Below are 17,857 nucleotides of genomic sequence, written 5' to 3' on the forward strand. Positions count from 1 at the left end.
GCCCGACCGGAGCCCGGTCGGGCAATTCCCGCGCGCATTCACCGGACCTGCCTCGCGAATAGCCGCGACGACCACACGACCGCCGCGACGGCGAGCACGACGATTATCAGCGTCCCCTGCCACACCACCGCGTCCCCGGGCGAGCCGGTGAACAGCGCGCGGGTGCCGTTGGTCGTCCAGTAGATCGGGTTCCACTGGGCGATCGACACCAGCCACTGCGGGGCCAGGGTCAGCGGCAGCAGCACCCCGGAGAGCAGGGCGAGCGGCTGCGACACGCTGTTGATCATCGGGCCGAGCGCGGCGGGGTTCGGCACGAGCAGGGCGAGGCCGTAGGACACCGCGCAGGACATCAGCGCCATCACGGCCAGGATCGCGTAGGCCACCAGCAGCCAGCCGGGGTGCACGCTCAGGCCCATCGGGATCGCCACCACCGTGATCACCACCGCCTGGCCCATCAGCGTGGTGACCTCCGACAGCGCCCGGCCGAGGATGAGCGCGAAGCGGCTCATCGGGGTGACCCGCGAGCGCTCGATCACCCCCGCCTTCAGCTCCCCGAGCAGGCCGAACCCGGCGAAGAAGCCGCTGAGCAGGACCAGGATGACCAGCAGCCCGGGGACGTAGACGCGGTAGGCGTCGGCCATGGTGGTCGCGCCGACCGGGGCCAGCGCGGCCTTGAGCAGCGGGGCGAACAGCAGCAGGTAGGCGATCGGCTGGACGAACCCGATGACCAGGCGCGACGGGGTGCGCGCCACCAGCAGCAGCTGCCGCTGGTAGACCAGCCAGGTGTCGCGGGCGAGCTTCATGGGGTCTCCTGACTACTTCTCGCGCAGCGAGCGGCCGGTCTTGGTGAGGAACACGTCGTCGAGGCTCGGGCGGTGCAGCTCCAGGCCGTCGAAGACGATGTCCTCGCCGTCGAGGGCGCGCAGGATCTGCGGCATCGCGGTGACGCCGTCGTCGACGTAGAGGCGCAGCCCGTCCCCGCTGACCTCCAGCTTGCGCACGTAGGGGCGCCCGCCGAGGAGCGCGGCGGCGCGCGGGGCCGAGCCGTTGAGCCCGACGGTCACCACGTCGCCCGCCACCTGGTGCTTCAGCTCCGCCGAGGTGCCGCCCGCGACGATCTCGCCGTGGTCGATGATCGCGATCCGGTCGCAGAGCGCGTCGGCCTCGTCGAGGTAGTGCGTGGTCAGGAAGACGGTCATGCCCTCGTCGCGCAGCCTGCGCACCTCGTCCCAGAGGTGCGCGCGGGACTGCGGGTCCAGGCCGGTGGTGGGCTCGTCCAGGAACATCACCCTGGGCCGGTGGATGATGCCCATGGCGATGTCCACCCGCCTGCGCTGCCCGCCCGAGAGGGTGCGGCAGGGGCGGTCGGCGAAGTCGGCCAGCTCGAAGGCGCGCAGCGCGGCCTCGGTGCGGGTGATCGCCTCGGCCTTGTGGATGCCGTACATCCTGGCCTGCAGGACCAGCTCCTCGCGGGGGGAGACCCCGTCGGTCGTGGTGCCGCCCTGGGCGACGTAGCCGACCCGGGTGCGCACCCCCGCGGCGTCGCGGAGCAGGTCGGCACCGGCGATGACGGCGTGGCCGCTGTCGGGTTCCAGCAGCGTGCAGAGCATCCGCAGCGTGGTGGTCTTGCCCGCGCCGTTGGGGCCGAGGAAGCCGAAGATCTCGCCCTCGGCCACCGACAGGTCGACCCCGCGCACCGCGTCGACCGTGCGCGCCTTGCGGCCCTTGCCCACGGTGAACGTCTTGCGCAGGTCGGTCGTCTCGATCATGTCGTGCTCCTGCTCTCGCGGGCCGCGGCCCACGCCGGGGCGGCGGCCAGTCGGCCCAGGTGTGCCGCGGCGGCGCGCGCGCCACCGGCGGCGGCGAAGTCGTCGCGGACGCGGCGCGCGGCCGCGCCGTAGGACGGCTCGTCCAGGACGGTGGTCAGGGCCGCGCGCAGCTCGCCGGCGTCGGCGGTGGTGAAGTCGACCCGCACCCCCGCCCCGGCCGCGACGACGTGGGCGGCGTTGATCGGCTGGTCGTGGCGGATGGGGGCGACGACGAGGGGCACGCCGTGCGCCAGCGACTCGCACACCGTGTTGAGGCCGCCGTGGGTGAGGACGGCGTCGAGGTGCGGCAGCAGGTGCAGCAGCGGCACGCGGGGCGTGACCAGCACGTGCGGCGGCGGCGTCGGCAGCGCGTCCGGCTGGGCGGCGATGACGGCCTTGAGCCTGCCCCCCAGCGGGGCCAGCGCGTCCAGCGCGGCGTGCAGGAAGCCGCCCGCGACGTCGTCGGCCAGCGTGCCGACCGAGACCAGCACGTGGTCCTGGTCCTCCGACAGCCACTCCCAGGGGAAGTCCGGCTGGCCGGGGCGGTCGGCGAGCAGCGGCCCGAGGAGGGCGAAGTGCTCGGGCAGCGGCATCGGGCCGGTCAGCGCGCGGCTGGTCGCGGCGATGACCAGGTACGGGGAGAAGCGCAGGTCGACGAACTCGGACTCGGGCATCCCGGCGCCGGTCCACAGCGCGCTCAGGTGGGCGGTGAACCAGGGTTCCAGCTCCGGCAGCGGGGCGCCCAGCTCCATCGTGGTGGCGGCCAGCGTCGCCCAGGGCAGGCCGTGGCGGTGCGCGACGATGGCGCCCGCGGGGCACTGCTGGTCGACCACCAGGACGTCGGGGCGGAAGTCGCGCACCGCCCGCTCGACGGCGGGCAGGCTGAACCGGGTGAAGGGCACGATGAACCGCTCCCACACGGTCTTGACCGCGGCCGGCCCGTGCCCGGCCTGCGGGCGGAACAGGCGCGAGCCTGTCGGGTACACCGTGGCGTCCTGGCCCAGCAGCGGTCGCAGGTGCAGCTCGGGGCCGCACCAGGCCACGTCGTGCCCGTCCAGCGCCTGGGCCACGCCCAGGGCCGGGTTGACGTGTCCGGCCAGCGGCGGGACGACGAACAGGAAGCGGCTCATCGGGTCCGCTCGAATAGTGTCACGGCGAGCCCTTTCATAAGTGACTCGTCGGCAACCTACCGCGCCTGCCGAGCGCAGTCACCATCTATTTTCCCATCACCGCCGAATGGCCGCACCGGCATCTTCCCCCTCGCCGTTGACATGACCAGTCGGGGCTGCCAAGAATGCGACAGGCAACGCATTTGTCCGGCGGGGAGAGCGCATGGTGGACACGATCCTCGTCGATTTCACCGGAGCGGGCAGCGGGGTCGGCCCGCTGACCTGGGGCCAGCGCACGGTGTGGCGCGTGGTCGCCCTGACCGGCACCCCGCCCACCCTCGCCGGGATCGTGCCGCTCGCGCCCGGCACGACGCTGGAGCACGCGGTCGCGGTGCTGCGCCACGTCATGGGCCGCCACCAGTCGCTGCGCACCCGACTGCTGTTCGACGACCCCGCGGGCGAGCCCCGCCAACAGGTCCACGACTCCGGCGAGATCGGGCTGGCGGTCATCGACGCGGCCGGGGAGGACCCGGCCGAGGTCGCCGAGCGGGTCAAGCGGGAGTACCAGGGCACCTCGTTCGACCCGGCGGGGGAGTGGCCGGTCCGGATGGCGGTCGTGGTCGCCGACGGCGCGCCCACCCACTCCGTCGCGGTCTACAGCCACCTCGCCATCGACGCGCACGGCCTGGACGCGCTCGTCGCCGACCTGTCCAATATGGACGCGACCGGCCCGCCCGCCGCCATGCAGCCGCTGGAGCTGGCCGCGAAGGAGAGCACGCCCGCGGCCGACCGCCAGACCGAGGCGGTCCTGCGCTACTGGGAACGCGTCCTGCGCACGGCGTCGCCCCGCTGCGTCGACGGCGAGTCCGACGACAAGCGCGAGCCCCGGTGGGGCTCGCTCAGGTTCACCTCGCCCGCCTCGCTGCTGGCGACGCGGGTGATCGCCACCCGCGTCGGCATCGACACCTCCCCGGTCCTGCTGGCGGGCTACGCGGTGGCGCTGGCCCGCACGATCGGCCCCAACCCGGTCGTGCTGCAGATGGCGGTCAACAACCGGTTCCGCCAGTCCCTGGTGAACTCGGTGTGCACGCTGGCCCAGACCTGCCCGCTCATGGTCGACGTCGCCGACCTGCCCTTCGACGAGGCGGTCCGGCGGGCCAAGCGGGCCACCATGATCACCTACAAGTACGCCTACTACGACCCGAACCGGCGCGCGGCGATGGTCAAGGCCGTCAAGGCCGACCTGCCCGACGGCGTCGAACTCGACAGCTACTTCAACGACCGCCGCCCGCCCGGCCGCACCGAGGTCTTCACCGACACCGCGGGCCCCGAGGAGATCACCGCCGCGCGGGCCCGCGCGCGGCACGAGTGGGTCTCGTGGACCGACGTCGACAGCCCGCTGCTGTACCTCAACGTCGACGACGATGCCGACGCGCTGCGGTTCACCCTGACCGTCGACACCCACCGGGCCGCGCCGAAGGCCCTGGTGGGGCTGGCCACGGAGATCGAGGCGGTCCTGGTGGAGGCGGCGCTCGACCCGGCCGCGCGCACCGGTGTCCTGGCATGACCGCGCTCTCGGCGGTGGCCGCGCACGTGCCCCCGCTGGCCGTGCCGCTGGAGGACCTGCCACTGGGCCTGACCGACCGGCAGGTGCGGCTGTTCCGCCGCTTCCACGGCCTCGCCGAGGTGCGCCTCGACCCCGGCGGCTCCCCGCTGGACCTGCTGCTCGCCGCGACCGCCGGGCTGGCCGAGCTGCGCGGCCGCGAGCACCGCGTCCGCTACGTCGTCCACGCCCGCAGCATGCCGGTCTCCGTGCCCTACCCCGAGAACCCGCTGCACGAGCTGTGCCACAAGATCGGCCTCGGCCACGCGCTGGCCTTCACCATCACCCACCACGCCTGCGCGGGCGGGCTGCTCGCCATCGACGCGGTGGGCAGGCTGCTCGCGGCCGATCCCGACCCGGACGCGCTCGGCCTCGTGCTGGCGGGGGAGAAGACCTTCACCCCGGACGCCCGGCTGGTGCCCGAGACCGCGGTCTTCGGCGAGGCGTCGGGCGCGGCCCTGGTCAGCGCGCACGGGGCCCGCGACCGGCTGCTGTCCTACGCGGTGGACACGCGCGGCGACTTCGACGGCAGGCCCGCGATCGACCGCGAGCTGGCGCTGCGGTTCCAGAAGGAGTACCCCGAACTGCTCGCGGGCGTGCTGCTGTCCGCGGTGTCGCAGGCCGGTCTGTCCCTTGAGGACATTCCGGTCCTGCTGCCGCACAACGTGAACGCGGTGTCCTGGCGCCGGGTGTGCAAGCTGATCGGCTACCCGGTCGAGCGGGTGGTGCTGGACAACGTGCCGGTCACCGGCCACTGCTTCGCCGCCGACCCGTTCCTCAACTACCGCACCGCGCTGGAGCGCGGCCTGCTGCACCCGGGCGAGCCGTACCTGATCGGCGCCGCGGGCCTCGGCGCCACCTTCTCCGCCATGGTGTTCCAGCACTGACGGCTTCTCGGGTTTCGGTATGGAAGGGACGGTCACATGCAGACGACGGAGTCCGACCTGCGCGCTCAGGTGATGGCGGGCATCGGCGCCCTGCTGCCGGGGGTGCTCAAGCGCGAGCTGCCCCCGCCGACGCCGGACACGAAGCTGTTCGCCGAGCTGGGCCTGAGCTCGGCAGGCACCCTGGAGCTGCTGCTGGAGCTGGAGGACCGCCTGGACATCCAGATCGACGTCGAGGAGATCGACCAGTCCGACCTGGAGTCCGTCGGCACGCTCGCCGACTACATCGCCACCCACACGGTGGCCGACGAGTGAGGCTGGCCGCCGCGGTCGGCCGGGTGTTCGCCGAGACCTCGCCGAGCGCCCTCGACCCGGCGCTGCGGCCGTTCCTGGCCGACTTGACGCGCCCGTACGGCAACCCGCTGCGCGAGGACCTGCCCGCCGAGGGCGCGGGGCACTCCTTCGGCGAGATGGCCGAGGCGCTGCTGCCCTCGGTGGTCGGGCCGGACGAGCCGGTGGACCTGCTGGTGCTCGCCTACGCCATGCACGACCTGCGCCTCGGCCGGGCCACGGCGTGCTACCTCAGCGACCGCTGCCCCGGGCGGCCGATGGCGTTCGCGGTGTGCGACCAGGGCCGGGCGGCGCCGTTCACCGCGCTGCGCCTGATCCAGGCGTACGCCCCGGCGCGGGCGCTGCTGGTCGTCGTCGAGCAGTCCGCGCTGCACTACGAGCCCCGGGTGCCCGCCCCGGTCCCGGACCGGCACACCGCCGTCGTCCTGCGGCTGGAGGCATCCGAGCAGGCCGTGGAGGTCCGCCAGCACACCCAGGCGACGCCGGAGGCCGTGGGGGCGGCGCTGGCCGGGCACCCGGCGGTCATCGCGGGCGCCGCCCTGGCCGGGCACGTGCCGGGGCACGCGGTGGTGGCCGAGGCAGGGCAGCCCTATACCGGGCCGTGGTGGGAGCTGTCCCAGTCGACGCGCACCGGTCCGGTCGCGGTGGCGGACTACGAGCCGTCCCTCGGCTACCTGTGCGTGTCGTTCCTGGAGGTGGCGTGATGGCCCCCATGGGTACGCGGGTGGTGGACATCTGGCTGGTCGAACCGTGGCTGGCGGACCCGGCGATTTCCTCGCTGGACGACACCCTGGACGCCGAGGAGCGCCGCCGGGCCGCCGCCCTCGACCCGGCGCGCCGGGCGGAATTCGTCGCCGCCCACGGCGTCGCCCGCGCTGTCGCCGCCCGGGCGCTCGGGGTCGAGCCCGCCGAGGTGCGCTGGCGCGTCGGCAGGCACGGCAAGCCCGAGGTGGGCCGGGTCCGGGTGAGCCTGTCGCGCTCGGCGGGCCGGGCGCTCGTAGCGTGCACGCCCAGCCACGCGGTGGGCGTCGACCTGCAGGAGCTCAGCGTCGCCGACCCGGCCCGGGTGGCGCGGCGGTTCTTCCCCGCGGCCGAGGCGCGCCACGTCGGGGACGACCGGGAGCGCTACACCCGGCTGTTCGCCCGCAAGGAAGCCTGCGTCAAGGCCGCGGGCGGCCGGCTGTTCCCCGGGCTGGCCGTCCCGGTGCTCGACCCGGTCGTCCACCGGCCGGAGGGCCGATACCGGGTCCGCGATGTGCCCGCCCCGCCGGGCTACGCCGCCGCCGTCGCGCTCGCGGGCCCCGAAGACTTCCACGTGCGCGAGCACCGCTGGCCAGAGGAGATGCCGTGAGCGAGCCACAGATCCCCCCAACAGCGATCCCCCCAGCGCCGATTCCTACTGGAGCCCCCGGTGTGTACCTCTACCCGGCGGAGTTCGAGCGGGTCGTCGGGCTGATCAGGGCCGGGGTGGCGGGCCTGGCCGAGGACGAGGGATTCCACCGGCTGGCGATCCCGCCGGTGATCGCGCGGTCCACCATCGAGCGGGCGGGCTACGCGCGGACCTTCCCGCAGCTGCTCGGCACCGTGCACGGCTTCCAGGGCACCCCGCGAGAATGGGCGCGCCTGTCACCGCTGGCCGTGGAGGGCGGGCAGTGGCACACCGACCAGCGCATCGGCGACCTGGTCCTGCTGCCCGCCGCCTGCTACCCCGTGTACGCCACCATCGCCGGGACGGACCTGGCGGTGCCGGTGAAGGTGGGCGTCGAGGCGACCTGCTTCCGGCAGGAGGCGACCAGCGAGCCGGGCAGGCTCCGGTCGTTCCGGATGCTGGAGTTGGTGACCGCGGGCGATGAGGAGCACTGCCTGAAGTGGCGGGCCGCCTGGCTCAACCGCGTCACCGACTGGCTCACCGGCCTCGGGCTGGACCCGTCCGTCGAGGTGGCCGACGACCCGTTCTTCGGGCCGACCAAGAAGTTCTACCAGGCCGCGCAGCGCCAGCAGGAGCTCAAGCTGGAGTTCCGGGTGCCGGTGGCCGACGGGGTGGTGCAGGCGGTGGCCTCGGCCAACTACCACAAGGAGCACTTCGGCGACGTCTTCGGCTTCACCGCCGACGGCGCGGCGGGCCACACCGCGTGTGTCGCGTTCGGACTGGAACGGCTGGCGATGGCGCTGATCTGGCGCCACGGGGCGGATGTGGTCGCCGCGATGGGAGGTGAGGGCCGTGGCTGACAGCACGGCGCTGTACCGGGTGATCCGGTTCATCCGCCGCTTCGAGGAGCGCGCCATCGACCTGGTGGCCTCCGGGGAGATCGTCAGCGGCATCCACCCGTGCATCGGGCAGGAGGCGGTCTCGGCCGGGGCCTGCGCCTGCCTGGGACCCGACGACGTGGTGTTCTCCAGCCACCGCGGCCACGGCCACCTGCTGGCCAAGGGCTGCGACCCGGCCAGGGTGCTGGCCGAGATGGCGGGCCGGGTCACCGGCGTCGACGCCGGGCGCGGCGGCTCCTTCCACCCGTCGGACTTCTCGGCGAACGTCTACAACGCCACCGGGACCGTCGGGCACGGCGCGGCCATCGCCGCGGGCGTGGCGTGGGCGCTGCGCGGGTCGGGGGCGGTGGTGCTGAGCTTCTTCGGCGACGGCGCGGTCAGCCAGGGCGCGCTGCTGGAGGGGTTCAACCTGGCCGGGCTGTGGCGGCTGCCGGTGGTCTACATCTGCGAGAACAACCGCTACGCCACCACCCTGCCGGTGGGCGCCGCCGTCGCGGGCACCATCACCGGGCGGGGTGAGGCGTTCGGCATCCCGTCATCCTCTGTGGACGGCCAGGACGCCGAGGTGGTGCAGGAGGCCGTGTCGGCGGCCGTCGCGCGGGCCCGCGCGGGGGAGGGGCCGTCCCTGCTGGAGATGCGCACCTACCGCTACCACGGCCACCACACCTTCGAGCTGAAGACCCGCCTGAGATACCGCGACCCGGCCGAGGTCGCCGCCTGGAAGGAGCGCGACCCGCTCGACATCCAGGCCGCGCGCGTCGACCCGGCGCAGCGGAGCCGGATCGACGCGGAGGTCGAGGCCGAGCTGGACGCCGCGGTCCGCTTCGCCGTGGAGAGCCCCAAGCCCAGCCCGCTGGACGCCATGGACCACATGTACGCCACCGGCCTGCGCCCGCGCGCGGGCGTGGTGTGAGGAGGACCCGATGCCCAAGCTGTCCTACCTCAAGGCCCTCAACCGGGCCCTCGGCGACGAGATGGCCCGCGACGAGTCGGTGTTCGTGCTCGGCGAGGACATGAACTTCGCCCTCACCAACGTCACCGCGGGCTTCCTCGACCGCTTCGGCCCCGACCGGGTGCTGGAGATGCCGCTGTCCGAGCAGGGCTTCACCAACTTCGCCACCGGCGCCGCGCTGGCCGGTCGCCGCCCGGTCGTCGAGTTCCAGATCCCGTTCCTGCTGCTGCTGGTGTTCGAGCAGATCACCAACCAGGCCAACAAGTTCCTGCTGATGAGCGGCGGCCAGCGCAGTGTCCCGGTCACCTACCTGATGCCCGCGGCGGGCTGGCGCGCAGGCTGGGGCGCGCAGCACTCCGACCAGCCCTACAGCATGTTCGCCCACATGGGCGTCAAGACGGTCCTGCCCGCCACCCCCACCGACGCCTACGGCCTGCTGACCACCGCCATCCGCGACGACGACCCGGTGGTGTTCTTCGGCCCGCTCGCCTCGCTCGGCGTCCGCGAGGACGTCGACTACGCCGACCTGGCCCCGATCCCGCTGGGCAGCGGCCGAATCCACCGCGCGGGCGCCGACGTCACCGTCGTCGCCATCGGCCACCTGGTCCACGACGCCATCGCCGTGGCCGACCTGCTGGCCGACGAGGTCTCCGTCGAGGTCTTCGACCCCCGCTCCCTGTACCCCTTCGACTGGTCCGGCCTGGCCGAGTCCGTCGCTCGCACCGGCCGCCTGGTCGTCATCGACGACTCGAACCGCTTCTGCGGCCTGGGCGCGGAGATCCTGGCCACCGCCGCGGAGGAGTTCCCCCTCACCGCCCCGCCCAAGCGCGTGACCCGCCCCGACGGCGCCATCGTCGGCGCCGCCCCCGAGCTGGACACCGCCCTGCAGCCGACCCGGGAGCAGCTGGTGGCCGCGATCAGGACGGTGGTGAAGCACCCGGGCCGGCCGCCTCGATGAGCAGGTGCTCGATCGTGCGCAGGCAGGTCTCCATGTCATCGGCCGGGAGGCTGCCGCAGAGGGTGAGGTCGAGCCCGTCATCGATGTGGAGGTAGAGGGACTCGGCGTCGGGCGGGTCGAAGGGCCAGTCCGCCCACCGGAGCCCGCCGCGCTCGGCGAGCGCCCGGAGGTCCACTGTGGAGGGCAGGCTGGTCCGGTCGCGGCGGCGGTCGTTGTAGAGGCAGTCGAGGTGGACCTGGCGGCCGCGCTCGCGGCTCGTCCTGGCGATCAGCTCCCGGCGGTGGACCGGGTCGTGGTAGGCGGTCTTGTAGGCGAACAGCGAGGCGCGCCACGCGCGGGAGACGACCTCGGGGAACGCGGCGGCCGTGTCGACCGCGCACAGGCCGAACTGGCTCACCGCGCTGACCGAGGAGGCCAGGTCGCCGCGGAACCGGTTGCCCACCACCACTCGCGGGACCGTTCGCGGCTGCCCGGTCATCCGCGCGACCGCGACGCTGAACGCGGCGAGCAGGACCGAGCCGGAGTCGGCGCCCAGCCGGGCCGCGACGATCCGGCTCGCGGCGTCGGCGGCCGGGGAGGACAGGACGGCGCGCCGGTAGCCCGGCGTGTGCGTGGTGAACCGGCGGGCCGGGATCTCGCGGAGCAGGGCGGCCCAGTGCCGCAGCGCGCGGTCGCTGGCCGCGCGGCCAGCGGGGGAGGACTGCCAGCGGGCTTGGGCCAGCGGCGTCGTGCCGGTCTCGCCGCGCCGGGTCGCCAGGTCGGACAGGAGCGCGTCCAACCCGGACGCGTCGAGGGCCAGGTGGTTGTAGACGGCCACGACGTGCGTGGGCCTGCCCCGGTGCCGCACCACGGCCATCCGCACGGGCAGGTCCTCGGCCGGGTCGAAGCCCTCGACGTCGTACTGGCGCGCCAGCGCGCTCGCGGTGGTCTCGGGGTCGTCACCGTCGGTGTCGATGACGGCCAGGTCGACCTCGCCGGCGTCCGCCACCTCCTGGCCGGTCAGCGCGCCGTCGGTGGTCTCGAACCGCGTCCGCAGGGACGGGTGGGTCGTGAGCACGTAGCCGAGCACGTCGGCGACGTCGGCGACCGTGGTCCCCTCGGCCAGCCCGGTGGTCCCGCCGAGGGTGATGGCCCGGCCAGCCTGGCCCGCGCCCCACACCTCGCGCTGTCCCCAGGAGACCGGCCCGCTCCCGGAACCGGCACCGCTGAACGTCACCCGCACCCGCCAACACTCGCCGCCCGGGGACCGGCGGGCAAGACTCCAGACAGCGGTAGCCTCGCCGCGGGTGGGAGGAGGGTCGACGGTGGATCGGGGTCAGGCGGGACAGGTGCTGGCGGCGAACCTGCGGGTGCTGCGCGAGCGGGCGGGGCTGTCGCTGTCGGAGCTGGCCCGGCGCTCGGACATCGCCAAGGGCACGCTGTCGCAGCTGGAGACCGGCGCGGGCAACCCGACCATCGAGACGGTGTTCAGTTTGTCGAACGCTCTTGGCGTGCCGGTGTCGGACCTGCTCACCGAGCGGACCGACCCGGACGTGGTGCTGGTGCGCTCCGCCGACCTCGACGTGCTCAGCAGCAACGCCGTCGACCTGCGGATGCTGCGGCGCCTGGACCTGACCGACACCGTCGTGGAGGTCTACGACCAGCGCGTGCGCCCCGGCCAGGTGCAGCGCTCGGCCGGGCACCCCGGTCGCGAGCACGTGCTGGTGATCTCCGGGACCCTGCGCGTCGGCCCGCCGGATGACCCCTATGAACTCGGCCCGGGGGACTACGTCTGCTTCCCGGCGCAGAGCCCGCACGTGTACGAGACGGTCGGCGGCCCGGTGGCCTCGGTGCTGCTGCTGGAGTACCCGGCCGACGCCACGCCCCCCAACGGGTCCTGCGGGGGTTGACCGCCCCCCAGCCCGCCGCCTAGCCTGGCGATCGTTCATTTCAATGAACGGTGGTGGGCATGACACATCCGGATGTCGTGGTGGTCGGCGCGGGCGTGATCGGCGCGGCGTGCGCCGAGGCGCTGAGCGCGGCCGGGCTGCGGGTCACCGTCATCGACCGCGGCGCGCCCGCCTGCGGGACCACCGCGGCGGGCGAGGGCAACGTGCTGCTGTCGGACAAGGCGCCCGGCCCCGAACTCGACCTCGCCACCGCGTCCCGGCGGCTCTGGCCGGACCTGCTCGCCCGTCTCGGCGCCGACGCCGAGTGGGAGCCCAAGGGCGGCCTGGTCGTGACCACCGCGGAGCCCTCGGCCCTGGCCGGGTTCGCCGCCGCCCAGCGGGCCGCGGGCGTCGAGGCCGAAGACCTGAGCGGCGCCGAGGCCCGGGACCGGGAGCCGCTGCTGACCCCCCAGGTCACCGCCGCCGTGCACTACCCGCAGGACGCCCAGCTCCAGCCCGTCCTGGCCACCGCGGCCCTGCTGGACGCGGTCCGCGCGCGCGGCGGCGCGGTCCGCGCGAACCACACCGCCCTCGGGGTGAGCACCAGCGCGGGCGCGGTCACCGGCGTGCGCACCGACCGGGGGACCCTCGCCTGCGCCGCCGTCATCAACGCCTGCGGCCCGTGGTCCGGCGAGTTCGCCGCCCGCGCGGGCGCGCCGATCACCGTCCTGCCCCGCCGGGGCCTGATCCTGGTGACCGCGCCGCTGCCGCGCTCGGTGCGGCACAAGGTGTACGACGCCGACTACGTGGGCGCGGTCGCCAGCGCGGACGCCGACCTGCAGACCTCCACTGTCGTGGAGTCCACCAAGGCGGGCACCGTCCTGATCGGATCGAGCCGCCAGCGGGTGGGCTTCGACGAGGCCATCGGAGTGCCCGTGCTCGCCGAGCTGGCCCGCAAGGCCGTCGCCCTGTTCCCGTTCCTCGCCACCGTCGCGGCCATGCGCGCCTACGGCGGGTTCCGCCCGTACGCCCCCGACCACCTGCCGGTCATCGGCGAGGACCCGCGCCTGCCCGGCCTGTGGCACGCCACCGGCCACGAGGGCGCGGGCATCGGCCTGGCCGCCGCCACCGGCAGGCTCCTGGCCGACCTGCACCTGGGCCGCGAGCCCGTGGTCGATCCGCGGCCCTTCCGCGTCGACCGACCGGCGGTGGTGGCCACGTGAACGTCGAAGTGGACGGCGCCTGGGTGACCGCGACGCCGGGGCAGAGCGTGGCCGGGCTGCTCCTGCGCCTGGGCCGCGTCGCCTGGCGCACCACGCGCTCGGGCGGCAGGCCGCGCGGGGTGTTCTGCGGGATCGGCGTGTGCCACGACTGCCTGGTCGTGGTCAACGACGTCCCGGACGTGCGGGCCTGCCAGCGGCTCCTCGCCGACGGCGACCGGATTCGAGTGGACGGCGTGTCGTGAGGGTCGTGGTCGTCGGCGCGGGTCCCGCCGGGCTGGCCGCGGCCCGGGCGGCGGCGGGCGCGGGCGCCGACGTCCTGCTGATCGACGCCGCCGCGAAACCGGGCGGGCAGTACCACCGGCAGGACTCGCTCAGCCCGGCTGACGACCAGCCCCTGCCCCCGGCCGTCGAGTTCCGGGCGAACACCGCCGTCTGGGCGCTGGAGCCGCCGAGGCGGCTGCACCTGCTCACCGGCCCGGCGGACGGCCCCGGCCGCGTGCGCGGGACCGTCGACGCCGACGCGCTCGTGCTCGCCACCGGCGCCCACGACCGCGTCCTGCCCTTCCCCGGCTGGGACCTGCCCGGCGTCTACAGCGCGGGCGCGGCCCAGGCGCTGGCGAAGGGCCAGCGGGTGGCCGTCGGGAGCCGGGTCGTGGTCGCGGGCACCGGGCCCTTCCTGCTGCCGGTCGCCCAGGCGCTGCTCGGCGTCGGCGCGCGGGTGGCGGGCGTGCTGGAGGCGAACCGGCCGCGCTGGTCCCCCGGGCTGCTCGCCGGGCTGGGCAAGACCGGGGAACTGGCCGGGTACCTCGCGGTCCTGGCCTGCAACCGCGTGCCGTACCGGCTGAGGACGGCGGTCATCGCCGCGCACGGCCGCGACCGGGTCGAGGCGGTCACCACCGCCCGGCTCGACCACCAGTGGCGCGTCCGGCCCGGTACCGAGCGCCGCGTCGAGGTGGACGCGGTGTGCGTCGGCCACGGCTTCGTCCCGCAGCTGGAACTCGCCGCGCACTGCGCGCTGCGCGACGGGTTCGTGCGCGTCGACCTCGCGCAGGCGACCTCGGTCCCCGGCGTGTTCGCCGCGGGGGAGCTGACCGGCATCGGCGGCGCGGACCTGGCCGCGTGCGAGGGCGCCGTCGCGGGCATCGCCGCCGCGCGGTACATCGGCGCCGGTCCCGCCAGTAATCCCACCAGCAATCCCGCAGGCGCCGAGCCTGGCCGCGCCGGTCGGGGGAGCGCGGACCTTCCCGTCCCGCACCGCGCGCTGCGCCGGGTCCGACGGGCCCGCCGCTTCGCCGACGCGCTCGCCCGCGCCTACCCGGTCCAGCCCGGCTGGCGGGACTGGCTCACCGACGACACCCTGGTCTGCCGCTGCGAGGAAGTCCCGTACCGCGACCTGCGCGCGGCGAGCGGGCACGGGGTCCGCGCGCTCAGGCTGGTCAGCCGCGCCGGGCTCGGCCGGTGCCAGGGCCGGGTCTGCGGCCCCGCCGTCACCGCGCTGGCCGGGCTGCCCGCCGACGCCTTCGCCCGGCGGCCGATCGCCACGCCCATCCGGCTCGGCGAGCTGGCCACCCCACCCCACGAGGAGAGGCAATGAGCCAGGAGAGACTCGACGGCGTCATCGTCGCCACCGCCCTGCCCTTCACCGAGGACCGCGGCGCCCCGGCCGGGCTGCGGGTCGACCTCGACCGCTACGCCGAGCACTGCCGCTGGCTGATCGACAACGGCTGCCGGGGCGTCGGCCCGAACGGCTCCCTCGGCGAGTACTCCGCGCTCACCGACGCCGAGCGCCGCGCCGTCGCCCGCGCCGCCGTCGACGCGGTGGGCGGCGACGGCGTCGTCGTGGTCGGCGTGCACGGCCCCGGCTCGCACCAGGCCCGCGAGTGGGCCGAGCGGGCCGCCGCCGACGGCGCCCACGGCGTGCTCTGCCTGCCGCCGACGATGTACCGGGCCAACCAGGCCGAGGTGATCGCCCACTACGAGCAGGTCGCCGCCGTGGGACTGCCGGTCATGGTCTACAACAACCCGATCGACACCAAAGTGGACATCACCCCGGCGATACTGGCCGAACTCGCCCAGATCCCGAACGTCGTCGCGGTGAAGGAGTTCTCCGGCGACGTCCGCCGCGTGCTGGAGATCCGGGAGCTGGCCCCGGACCTCGCCGTCGTCGCGGGCGCCGACGACGTGGTGCTGGAGGCCCTGCTGATGGGCGCCACCGGCTGGTTCGCGGGCTTCCCCAACGTCTTCCCCGCCGAGTCGGCCCGGCTGTTCTCCCTGGCCGGGCAGGGAGACCTGGCCGAGGCGCGCGTGCTCTACGAGCAGCTGGTGGCCGCGTTCCGCTGGGACTCGCGCACCGAGTTCGTCCAGGCCATCAAGCACGGCATGGACATGGTCGGGCGCTACGGCGGCCCCTGCCGCCCGCCGCGCGGCCCGCTGAACGCCGAGCAGCGGTCGCGGTTGGACGCGGACATGCGCAGGGCCATCGACCACCTGACCCAAGGAGCATGAGGTGCGCTACTTCGCCGCCATCGACTCCCACACCGAGGGCATGCCGACCCGGGTGATCACCGGCGGCATGGGCGTGATCCCCGGGGCCACCATGGCCGAGCGCCGCGTGCACTTCGTCGACAACCTCGACCACGTCCGCCAGCTGCTGGTCAACGAGCCGCGCGGGCACGCGGCGATGAGCGGCGCCATCCTGCAGCCGCCGACCCGGCCGGACGCGGACTGGGGCGTGCTCTACATCGAGGTCTCCGGCTGCCTGCCGATGTGCGGGCATGGCACCATCGGCGTGGCCACCGTCCTGGTGGAGACGGGCATGGTGGAGGTCACCGAGCCGGTGACGAGGGTCCGGCTGGACACCCCGGCCGGACTGGTCGTCGCCGAGGTCGCGGTCACCGACGGCCGGGCGCGGTCGGTGACCATCCGCAGCGTGCCGTCGTTCGCGTTCCGCCAGGACGCCGCCGTGGCGGTGCCCGGCCTCGGCGAGGTCCGCTACGACCTGGCCTACGGCGGCAACTTCTACGCCATCCTCGACATCGGGGACCTCGGCATCGCCTTCGACAAGCGGGAGAAGGACCGGATGCTGGCCGCGGGCCTGGCCATCATGGACGCCATCAACGAGCGGGACCGCCCCACGCACCCCGCCGACCCGGCCATCTCCGGCTGCCACCACGTGCAGCTCGTCGCGCCCGGCGGCGCGGGCAGCGACGCCCGCAACGCCATGGTCATCCACCCCGGCTGGTTCGACCGCTCGCCCTGCGGCACCGGCACCGCCGCCCGGATGGCCCAGCTGCACGCCCGCGGCGCGCTGGCCATGGACACCGACTTCGTCAACGAGTCCCTGCTCGGCACCCGGTTCATCGGCCGACTGGTCGAGGAGACCACCGTCGCGGGCCGCCCCGCGGTGGTCCCGACGGTGACCGGCCGCGCCTGGATCACCGGCATGGGCCAGTACCTGCTCGACCCCACCGACCCGTTCCCGAAGGGGTTCACCCTGTGACCCGCGTGCTGTCCACCTCCCCCCAGCGCCCCGCCGACACCGTCATCGACGTCGCGGCGACCGATCCGGCCGACATCGCCGCCGCGGCGGCGAAGGCCCGCGCCGCCCAGCACGACTGGTCCCGCGCGCCCGCCGCCACCCGCGCCGCGGCGCTGACCGCCATGTCCGAGGCGGTCACCGCGCGCGGGGACGAGCTGGCCGCGCTGGTGGTGCGCGAGGTCGGCAAGCCGGTCGCCGAGGCGCGCGGCGAGGTCGCCAGGACGGCGGCCATCCTGCGCTACTACGCCCAGCAGTGCCTCGACCCCGTCGGCGAGACCTACCCGGGCGGGCTCGACTTCACGGTGCGCGGGCCGCGCGGGGTCGCCGCCCTGATCACCCCGTGGAACTTCCCGCTGGCCATCCCGGTGTGGAAGGCCGCCCCCGCCCTGGCCTTCGGCAACGCGGCACTGGTCAAGCCCGCCCCCGCCGCCACCGCCTGCGCCCTGCTCCTGGCCGAGCTGTTCACCCCGCTGCTGCCCGACGGCCTGCTCAGCGTCCACCCGGGACTCGCCGACGTCGGCGCCGCGCTGGTGGACGCGGCGGACCTGGTCTCCTTCACCGGTTCCACCGCCGTGGGCCGCCAAGTCGCCCGCGCCGCCGCCGCCCGGGGCATCCCCGCCCAGTGCGAGATGGGCGGCCTCTCCGCCGCGATCGTCCTGCCCGACGCCGACCTCGCCCGCGCCGCCACGCACATCGCCGCCGCCGCGATGGGCTACGCGGGCCAGAAGTGCACCGCCACCAAGCGGATCATCGTCGTGGGCGACCCGGGCCCGTTCACCGAGGCCCTGCTGGACCGCGTCGCCGCGCTGCGGCTGGGCGACCCGGCCGAGGACGGCGTGGCCATCGGCCCGGTGATCAGCGCGGAAGCCCGCCAGCGCGTCCAGGAGGCGTCCGCGACCGGGCGGGTCCTCAGCACGAGGCAGGTGCCGGGGGAGGGCTGGTACGCCGTTCCCACCGTCGTCGCGGACCTGCCCGCGGACGCGCCGCTGAACACCACCGAGGTCTTCGGCCCGATCTGCGCCCTCACCTCCGCGCCAGACGCCGCCACCGCCGTCCAATGGGCCAACGCCACCCGGTACGGCCTGGTCACCGCGCTCTACACCAACGACCTCGCCGCCGCGATGTCCGCGGTGGCCGAGTGCGCCTCGGGCATGGTCAAGGTCAACAGCCCGACCACCGGCGTCGACTACCACCTCCCCTTCGGCGGCGAGAAGAACTCCGGCTACGGCGGCCGTGAACAGGGCAAAGAGGCCCAGCGCTTCTACACGGCACAGCGCACCGTCCAATTCGGCTGA

The 17,857-nt window shown here is 74.6% G+C and carries 19 protein-coding genes; 15 read left to right on the forward strand and 4 right to left on the reverse strand.

Annotated elements, in window-relative coordinates:
• Positions 1 to 38: 38 nt before the first annotated feature.
• From ACTG9Q_RS25785 to ACTG9Q_RS25795, 3 genes are read right to left on the reverse strand one after another with little or no spacing between them, the layout of a single operon-like run.
• Positions 39 to 803: an ABC transporter permease gene (locus ACTG9Q_RS25785; RefSeq protein ID WP_455575475.1), complete on the reverse strand. Its 765-nt coding sequence runs from the start codon at positions 801 to 803 to the stop codon at positions 39 to 41.
• A gap of 12 nt (positions 804 to 815) precedes the next feature.
• A complete protein-coding gene (locus ACTG9Q_RS25790; protein WP_455575476.1) occupies positions 816 to 1,769 on the reverse strand; it encodes an ATP-binding cassette domain-containing protein in 954 nt (317 codons plus the stop codon).
• On the reverse strand, positions 1,766 to 2,938 hold the full coding sequence (locus ACTG9Q_RS25795; RefSeq protein WP_455575477.1) for a glycosyltransferase: 1,173 nt from the start codon (positions 2,936 to 2,938) through the stop codon (positions 1,766 to 1,768). The genes ACTG9Q_RS25790 and ACTG9Q_RS25795 overlap by 4 nt, the downstream gene beginning before the upstream one ends.
• A gap of 202 nt (positions 2,939 to 3,140) precedes the next feature.
• Between ACTG9Q_RS25795 and ACTG9Q_RS25800 the strand changes: the two genes are divergently transcribed.
• From ACTG9Q_RS25800 to ACTG9Q_RS25835, 8 genes are all read left to right on the forward strand, one after another.
• On the forward strand, positions 3,141 to 4,484 hold the full coding sequence (locus tag ACTG9Q_RS25800) for a condensation domain-containing protein (protein ID WP_455575478.1): 1,344 nt from the start codon (positions 3,141 to 3,143) through the stop codon (positions 4,482 to 4,484).
• Complete coding sequence (locus ACTG9Q_RS25805) at positions 4,481 to 5,407, forward strand: 3-oxoacyl-[acyl-carrier-protein] synthase III C-terminal domain-containing protein (RefSeq protein WP_455575479.1); 927 nt, start codon at positions 4,481 to 4,483, stop codon at positions 5,405 to 5,407. The genes ACTG9Q_RS25800 and ACTG9Q_RS25805 overlap by 4 nt, the downstream gene beginning before the upstream one ends.
• Before the next feature lie 36 nt (positions 5,408 to 5,443).
• Positions 5,444 to 5,719: a phosphopantetheine-binding protein gene (locus ACTG9Q_RS25810; RefSeq protein WP_455575480.1), complete on the forward strand. Its 276-nt coding sequence runs from the start codon at positions 5,444 to 5,446 to the stop codon at positions 5,717 to 5,719.
• The gene (locus tag ACTG9Q_RS25815; protein WP_455575481.1) at positions 5,716 to 6,459 is read left to right on the forward strand and encodes a hypothetical protein; all 744 of its coding nucleotides are present in this window, start codon (positions 5,716 to 5,718) and stop codon (positions 6,457 to 6,459) included. The genes ACTG9Q_RS25810 and ACTG9Q_RS25815 overlap by 4 nt, the downstream gene beginning before the upstream one ends.
• Positions 6,459 to 7,106 (forward strand): 4'-phosphopantetheinyl transferase family protein, encoded by a 648-nt coding sequence (locus ACTG9Q_RS25820; protein ID WP_455575482.1) that lies wholly within the window; start codon positions 6,459 to 6,461, stop codon positions 7,104 to 7,106. Before ACTG9Q_RS25815 ends, ACTG9Q_RS25820 begins: the two co-directional genes overlap by 1 nt.
• Before the next feature lie 62 nt (positions 7,107 to 7,168).
• The gene (locus ACTG9Q_RS25825; protein ID WP_455575483.1) at positions 7,169 to 7,984 is read left to right on the forward strand and encodes a hypothetical protein; all 816 of its coding nucleotides are present in this window, start codon (positions 7,169 to 7,171) and stop codon (positions 7,982 to 7,984) included.
• On the forward strand, positions 7,977 to 8,936 hold the full coding sequence (locus ACTG9Q_RS25830) for a thiamine pyrophosphate-dependent dehydrogenase E1 component subunit alpha (RefSeq protein ID WP_455575484.1): 960 nt from the start codon (positions 7,977 to 7,979) through the stop codon (positions 8,934 to 8,936). The genes ACTG9Q_RS25825 and ACTG9Q_RS25830 overlap by 8 nt, the downstream gene beginning before the upstream one ends.
• A gap of 10 nt (positions 8,937 to 8,946) precedes the next feature.
• Positions 8,947 to 9,933: an alpha-ketoacid dehydrogenase subunit beta gene (locus tag ACTG9Q_RS25835; protein ID WP_455575485.1), complete on the forward strand. Its 987-nt coding sequence runs from the start codon at positions 8,947 to 8,949 to the stop codon at positions 9,931 to 9,933.
• Here ACTG9Q_RS25835 and ACTG9Q_RS25840 read toward each other — a convergent pair.
• Positions 9,893 to 11,155 (reverse strand): condensation domain-containing protein, encoded by a 1,263-nt coding sequence (locus ACTG9Q_RS25840; protein ID WP_455575486.1) that lies wholly within the window; start codon positions 11,153 to 11,155, stop codon positions 9,893 to 9,895. The two genes, ACTG9Q_RS25835 and ACTG9Q_RS25840, sit on opposite strands and share 41 nt — an antisense overlap.
• A gap of 82 nt (positions 11,156 to 11,237) precedes the next feature.
• On the opposite strand from ACTG9Q_RS25840, the gene ACTG9Q_RS25845 reads away from it, so the two are divergent.
• Genes ACTG9Q_RS25845 through ACTG9Q_RS25875 form a run of 7 tightly spaced genes read left to right on the forward strand, consistent with a single transcriptional unit; the run spans position 11,238 to position 17,857 of the window.
• Positions 11,238 to 11,822 (forward strand): helix-turn-helix domain-containing protein, encoded by a 585-nt coding sequence (locus ACTG9Q_RS25845; protein WP_455575487.1) that lies wholly within the window; start codon positions 11,238 to 11,240, stop codon positions 11,820 to 11,822.
• A gap of 59 nt (positions 11,823 to 11,881) precedes the next feature.
• The gene (locus ACTG9Q_RS25850) at positions 11,882 to 13,024 is read left to right on the forward strand and encodes an NAD(P)/FAD-dependent oxidoreductase (RefSeq protein ID WP_455575488.1); all 1,143 of its coding nucleotides are present in this window, start codon (positions 11,882 to 11,884) and stop codon (positions 13,022 to 13,024) included.
• The gene (locus tag ACTG9Q_RS25855) at positions 13,021 to 13,266 is read left to right on the forward strand and encodes a (2Fe-2S)-binding protein (RefSeq protein WP_455575489.1); all 246 of its coding nucleotides are present in this window, start codon (positions 13,021 to 13,023) and stop codon (positions 13,264 to 13,266) included. Before ACTG9Q_RS25850 ends, ACTG9Q_RS25855 begins: the two co-directional genes overlap by 4 nt.
• The gene (locus ACTG9Q_RS25860; RefSeq protein ID WP_455575490.1) at positions 13,263 to 14,618 is read left to right on the forward strand and encodes an FAD-dependent oxidoreductase; all 1,356 of its coding nucleotides are present in this window, start codon (positions 13,263 to 13,265) and stop codon (positions 14,616 to 14,618) included. The genes ACTG9Q_RS25855 and ACTG9Q_RS25860 overlap by 4 nt, the downstream gene beginning before the upstream one ends.
• Positions 14,615 to 15,529, forward strand: a complete 915-nt coding sequence (locus ACTG9Q_RS25865) for a dihydrodipicolinate synthase family protein (protein WP_455575491.1) — start codon at positions 14,615 to 14,617, stop codon at positions 15,527 to 15,529. Before ACTG9Q_RS25860 ends, ACTG9Q_RS25865 begins: the two co-directional genes overlap by 4 nt.
• Before the next feature lies 1 nt (position 15,530).
• Positions 15,531 to 16,523 (forward strand): proline racemase family protein, encoded by a 993-nt coding sequence (locus ACTG9Q_RS25870; protein ID WP_455575492.1) that lies wholly within the window; start codon positions 15,531 to 15,533, stop codon positions 16,521 to 16,523.
• A complete protein-coding gene (locus ACTG9Q_RS25875; protein ID WP_455575493.1) occupies positions 16,520 to 17,857 on the forward strand; it encodes an aldehyde dehydrogenase family protein in 1,338 nt (445 codons plus the stop codon). The genes ACTG9Q_RS25870 and ACTG9Q_RS25875 overlap by 4 nt, the downstream gene beginning before the upstream one ends.

Source organism: Actinokineospora lacus, assembly GCF_053813445.1.